Annotated in this window: 4 protein-coding genes; 3 read left to right on the top strand and 1 reads right to left on the bottom strand. The window is 65.5% G+C overall.

The features are described 5' to 3' along the window. The first annotated feature begins 124 nt into the window (after positions 1–124). From PMI38_RS12920 to PMI38_RS12910, 3 genes are all read left to right on the top strand, one after another. Entirely contained in the window at positions 125–1,414 is a 1,290-nt protein-coding gene (locus PMI38_RS12920) for an NAD(P)/FAD-dependent oxidoreductase (RefSeq protein WP_008094613.1), read from the top strand. 192 nt (positions 1,415–1,606) lie between these two features. Then, complete coding sequence (locus PMI38_RS12915) at positions 1,607–2,437, top strand: alpha/beta fold hydrolase (RefSeq protein ID WP_008094611.1); 831 nt, start codon at positions 1,607–1,609, stop codon at positions 2,435–2,437. Between the two features lie 119 nt (positions 2,438–2,556). Beyond that, positions 2,557–3,336, top strand: a complete 780-nt coding sequence (locus PMI38_RS12910) for a TSUP family transporter (RefSeq protein WP_008094609.1) — start codon at positions 2,557–2,559, stop codon at positions 3,334–3,336. On the opposite strand, the gene nudC is transcribed toward PMI38_RS12910, so the two are convergent. After that, positions 3,304–3,798: NAD(+) diphosphatase (nudC, locus tag PMI38_RS12905; protein ID WP_008094608.1), on the bottom strand; the 495-nt coding region annotated here is incomplete at its 5' end. The two genes, PMI38_RS12910 and nudC, sit on opposite strands and share 33 nt — an antisense overlap.

Below are 3,798 nucleotides of genomic sequence, written 5' to 3'. Positions count from 1 at the left end.
CCGGCGATGAGGCCAGTGCAGACCTACCCATCTATCACCCGAAACAACGAACGAATTGGCGCCGTGAAATTTTCCTGCTAAGTTTTCATGAAAATAATCACAATAATTTTCACGAGGCCCCGGCATGTTCAAGCAATCCGCCCAGCACGTCGCCAGCTACTACGCCCAGACCTACCCCGCCAGCATCCCTCTGCGCCCCACCCTGCAAGCTTCGCACGACACCGATGTGCTGATCGTCGGTGCCGGCTTCAGTGGCCTGCACACCGCTCTGCGCCTGGCCCTGGCCGGTAAACGTGTGACCTTGCTGGAAGCCAGCCGCGTAGCCTGGGCTGCGTCCGGACGCAACGGTGGCCAGGCCCTGCTGGGCTGGTCATGCGACATGCCGCCGCTGGAAAAGGCCCTGGGCGTGGAACGCACCCGGCGCCTGTGGCAGAGCATGTGCTGGGCGGCCGACGAGCTGCGCGAATTGCCCCTGCGCCATGGCTTCGATATCGACTACCGCCTGGGCAGCCTGTGGACGGCGGTGCTGCCGCGCCGGGTGAAACTGCTGGAAGAAGCCTTGCACGAAGCCGAGCACAAATGGGGCTATGACGCCCTGCACCTGATCGGCCGCGACGAGCTGGGGCAGTGGATCGACAGCCCGCGCTACCAGGCCGCGCTGTACGACGCCAAGGGCGCACACCTCAACCCGCTGAAGCTGGCCCAGGGCCTGGCCGCTACCATCGAGGCCCACGGCGGGCAGATCTTCGAGCAGAGCCAGGTGCTGGAGCTGCAGCAGACGGCCAGCGGTCATATCGCCCGTACCGCCCAGGGCGAAGTGCGCTGCGAGGTGCTGGTGCTGGCCTGCAATGCCTACATCGACCGCCTTGACCGAAGCCTGTCGCGCCGGCTGTTGCCGGTCGGATCGTACCAGGTGGCCACCGCGCCGCTGGAGGCGGATGTCGCACGCTCGCTGCTGCCGCGCAACAGCTGCGTGATCGACAACCAGTTCGTGCCCGACTACTTCCGCCTCACCCCCGACCACCGCCTGCTGTTTGGCGGTGGCTGCACCTACCTGGGCGGCATCCCCAAGGATGTCGCCAGCGCCACCCGCCCCTACCTGGAACGGGTATTCCCGCAACTCGCCGGCGTGGCCATCGATTACGCCTGGGGCGGACACCTCGACTGCAGCTTCCAGCGCACCCCGGACGTTGGCCGCCAGGGCCAGCGCTACTGGCTGCAAGGCTTTTCCGGGCATGGCGTGCTGCCGACCCTGGCGGCGGCGCGGGCGGTCAGCGATGCGATTCTGGGTGACGATGACCTGTTGAGTCTGTACCAGGGCATCGACAACGGGCGATTCCCCGGTGGTGATTTGCTGGCCGCACCACTGGAGGCTGCGGCCAAGGCCTGGTATCGGATGCGCGATCGGGTCTGAAGACGCGTGTGCCTGTGCCGGCCTCATCGCCGGCAAGCCGGCTCCCACAGGTGCCCCCCCACTGTGCCTGAGAACCATGGGGTAGCTGTGGGAGCTGGCTTGCCAGCGATGAGGCCAGTACTGACAACACAGGAATCTCTCCTATTCTCAATAGCTCACTTGGCAATCCCCCTGCACAGAGGAGACGCGACCATGAGCTACGTAACAACGAAGGATGGCGTTCAGATCTTCTACAAGGACTGGGGCCCGCGCGATGCGCAGGTCATCCACTTCCACCACGGCTGGCCACTGACTGCCGACGACTGGGACGCGCAGATGCTGTTCTTCCTAGGCCAGGGGTTCCGGGTCGTCGCCCATGATCGCCGTGGCCATGGGCGCTCCAGCCAGGTGTGGGACGGCCATGACATGGACCACTATGCCGACGACGTCGCCGCCGTGGTCGAGCACCTGGGAACACAGGGCGCGGTGCATGTCGGCCACTCCACCGGCGGCGGCGAAGTGGTGCGCTACATGGCCCGCTACCCTGGCGACAAAGTGGCCAAGGCGGTACTGATTGCCGCCGTGCCCCCGCTGATGGTGCAGACCCCAGGCAACCCCGGCGGCCTGCCCAAGTCGGTGTTCGACGGTTTCCAGGCCCAGGTGGCCAGCAACCGTGCGCAGTTCTACCGCGATGTCCCGGCCGGGCCGTTCTATGGCTACAACCGGCCGGGTGTCGAAGCGTCCGAAGGCATCATCGGCAACTGGTGGCGGCAAGGCATGATCGGCAGTGCCAAGGCCCATTACGACGGGATCGTGGCGTTTTCCCAGACCGACTTCACCGAAGACCTCAAGCGCATCCAGCAGCCGGTGCTGGTGATGCATGGCGATGATGACCAGATCGTGCCCTATGAGAACTCCGGACCGTTGTCGGCCAAGCTGCTGCCCAATGGCACGCTGAAGACCTACAAGGGCTTCCCGCATGGCATGCCGACTACCCATGCCGATGTGATCAATGCGGATTTGCTGGCGTTTATCCGTAGTTGAAGGTTGTTCATACCGGCCCTATCGCCGGTGCTGGCAACAGAGTGCGCCCAGGATTACCATGCCCAACTTCACAGCGCGGCAGTTTGCCGCACCCCTGCCTCCCAGCCTGCCAGAACCCAATGCCCTTCGAACTCACCGTTGAACCCCTCACCCTGCTGATCCTCGCCCTGGTCGCCTTCGTCGCCGGTTTCATCGATGCCATCGCTGGCGGGGGTGGCCTGCTCACGACCCCGGCGCTGCTCACCGCCGGCATGCCACCGCACCTGGTGCTGGGCACCAACAAGCTCAGTTCGACGTTCGGCTCGGCCACCGCCGGCTTCACCTACTACAAGCGCAAGCTGTTCCACCCGGCGCAGTGGCGTCCGGCGTTGCTCGCCACCCTGCTCGGCGCGCTGCTCGGCGCCACGATCGCCCACTACCTGCCGGCCGAGTGGCTGAACAAGATGCTGCCGGTGGTGGTCTTCGCCTGCGGCCTCTACCTGCTGTTCGGCGGCACGCCCAAGGCGCCGCTGGATGCCGACGCACCGATCAAGAAGAAATGGCAGTTCCCGCAAGGCTTCAGCCTGGGCTTCTACGACGGCGTGGCCGGTCCCGGCACCGGCGCGTTCTGGACCGTGAGCACGCTGCTGCTCTACCCCATCGACCTGGTCCGCGCCAGCGGTGTGGCGCGCAGCATGAACTTCGTCAGCAACATTGCGGCGCTGACGGTGTTCATCATTTCCGGGCAGGTGGATTACATCGTCGGCCTGTGCATGGGCCTGTCGGTGATGGTCGGCGCCTTCTTCGGCGCACGCACGGCGATCAGTGGCGGCAGCAAGTTCATCCGCCCGGTGTTCATCACCGTGGTGCTGGCGTTGACCGTGCGTCTAGTTTGGCAGCACTGGTTCGGGCAGGCCTAGGCGGCGGGCCACATAAAGGTCGATCAGGTAACGGGCAATGGAGCGCCCCGCCGGCAGCGGCGGCAGGTCGTGCACGCTGAACCACTTGGCGTCCTCGATCTCGTCCGGCTGCATGACGATCTCGCCGCCGGCGTATTCGGCATGGAAGCCCAGCATCATCGAGTGCGGGAACGGCCAGCACTGGCTGCCCACGTACTGGATGTTACGCACCTCGATCGCCACCTCTTCGCGCACCTCGCGCACCAGGCAGTCCTCGGCCGACTCGCCAGGTTCGGCAAAGCCGGCCAGGGTGCTGTAGACGCCGGTGACGAAGCGCGGCGAACGGGCCAGGAGGATCTCGTCGCCGCGGGTAATCAGCACGATCATGCTCGGTGAAATGCGGGGGTAGCTGCGCAGGTCGCAGGGCTGGCAGTACATGGCCCGCTCCCAGTGGATCTGCGTCATCGGCTGGGCGCAGCTGCC

This window comes from Pseudomonas sp. GM84, from assembly GCF_000282535.1.
Classification (GTDB): Bacteria; Pseudomonadota; Gammaproteobacteria; order Pseudomonadales; family Pseudomonadaceae; genus Aquipseudomonas.
This window is presented reverse-complemented; position numbering and strand designations above follow the sequence as displayed.

What these genes read in the sequence shown, in the direction of transcription:
- PMI38_RS12920 (WP_008094613.1), top strand. Translation starts at nt 125, where the DNA reads ATGTTCAAGCAATCCGCCCAGCACGTCGCCAGCTACTACGCCCAGACC.
- PMI38_RS12915 (WP_008094611.1), top strand. Translation starts at nt 1,607, where the DNA reads ATGAGCTACGTAACAACGAAGGATGGCGTTCAGATCTTCTACAAGGAC.
- PMI38_RS12910 (WP_008094609.1), top strand. Translation starts at nt 2,557, where the DNA reads ATGCCCTTCGAACTCACCGTTGAACCCCTCACCCTGCTGATCCTCGCC.